Raw genomic sequence first — 1,606 nt, forward strand, 5'->3', positions numbered from 1 at the left:
CCCGGCAAAGCGGGAAAAAAAGAACTGCAGGCGCTGGCCAGCGACCTCAACAGCACCTCTCTGGATTTCCGCAGACCACTCTGGCAAATGCATTACATTGACAACTACCAGGATGGCGCAGCGCTTCTGGTACGGATTCATCACTGTATTGCCGACGGCATCTCCCTGGCACGGGTTCTCATGTCGCTGACCGACCGCACGCCGGAGCCGAAACTGGAGCGAATTGCCGGTATGCGCAAATCCGATAATCCGCGAGGTGGTTCCGCCTCTCGTTTTCTGCACCGGCTGGTCGATAGCGGGCAAACCGGCTGGCAACAAGCCAAACTGTTTGTGAGTTCGGTACGGGAAGAGCCTAACTATCCGCTCAGGCTTGCGACCGCCGCCGGCGCCATTGCCATGGATCTGGTCAAACTCGGGTTTGCTCCGTCTGAACCCGACACCAGCTTGAAACGCCAGCTGGTAGGACGAAAGAAAGTAGGCTGGGCCGAGCCGTTGGTGCTGGCCGAGGTAAAGCAATGCGCCAGCATCCTGGGAGGAACGGTTAACGACGTTCTGATGTGCGTAGCCACTGGAGCACTGAGCCGCCACTTTACGGAACAGCAACAGCCGGTTCCTGAATGCGGCATTAGGGTGGCGGTGCCCTTCAACCTAAGGCCTCTGGATCAACCGATCGATACCCTGGGCAACCAGTTTGGAATGGTACTGGTGAACCTGCCCGTCGAGGTACTCGATCCGATCATGTGTTTTCGGCAGGTCCGGGAAAACATGAATCGACTGAAACGCTCCTACCAGGCGCAGGTAACTTACAGCCTGCTTGACCTGTTCGGGCGCGGCCCGGATATACTGGAGCGACGGGCTCTGGACATGCTCAGCAATAAAGCCTCCGCCGTGCTCACCAACGTGCCCGGCCCCCGCCAACCGGTCTATCTGGCTGGCAGCAAGCTGATACAGCCGATGTTCTGGGTGCCCCAGAGTGGCAATATCGGTATTGGCATGAGTATTTTCAGTTACGCCGATACCGTGCAGTTTGGCATTACCATAGACAAAGGCATTCCCGCAGAGCCAGAAGCCGTTATGCAACACTTCCAGGAGAGCTTTCAGGCCTTGTACCGGGCGGCTTTGGCCGAGGCGCACGACAGTGATATGCGGCACGTTTCCCAGGCAAGATAGGTAGAAATAACGAACACCACAGAAAAAGAACCCTTGAAGTACGCCAATGCGGACACATATACTGAGTCATAAGGGGACGACATGGCTTCGACGCTGGTGGCGAACCCTTGGGTGCATGTCGAGATGGCAGCCAATCTCGTTAATCCAAAGCTGCAACGCAATAGTCGCAAACGACGAAAACTACGCACTAGCAGCGTAAGCTGCTAGTCGTCCTGACCGGGTCGCCCGTAGCCCGGAGCTACATTTCAGGACGTCATCGCTTACGGGATGCTCCGTTATCCAGAGTTCACTGGCTAGCGGCTAAGATTTAAAGAACTCGCCTCCTGCACCCTGGCCTTCGGGTCGCTTGAGGTTAAATCAATAGAAGGACATAAACATGTAGATCTCAAGGCATAGTGCTGGCGGACGCGGGTTCAATTCCCGCCGTCTCCACCAA

Annotated in this window: 1 protein-coding gene and 1 other RNA gene; both read left to right on the forward strand. The window is 56.2% G+C overall.

Annotated features, from left to right (window positions below):
• A partial coding sequence (locus tag IBX51_RS15025; protein ID WP_291832138.1) for a WS/DGAT domain-containing protein occupies positions 1-1,170 on the forward strand: 1,170 nt, incomplete at its 5' end.
• 72 nt (positions 1,171-1,242) lie between these two features.
• Positions 1,243-1,605: a transfer-messenger RNA gene (ssrA, locus tag IBX51_RS15030) on the forward strand.
• Position 1,606 lies beyond the last annotated feature (1 nt).

This window comes from Marinobacter sp., assembly GCF_014859525.1.
Classification (GTDB): Bacteria; Pseudomonadota; Gammaproteobacteria; order Pseudomonadales; family Oleiphilaceae; genus Marinobacter.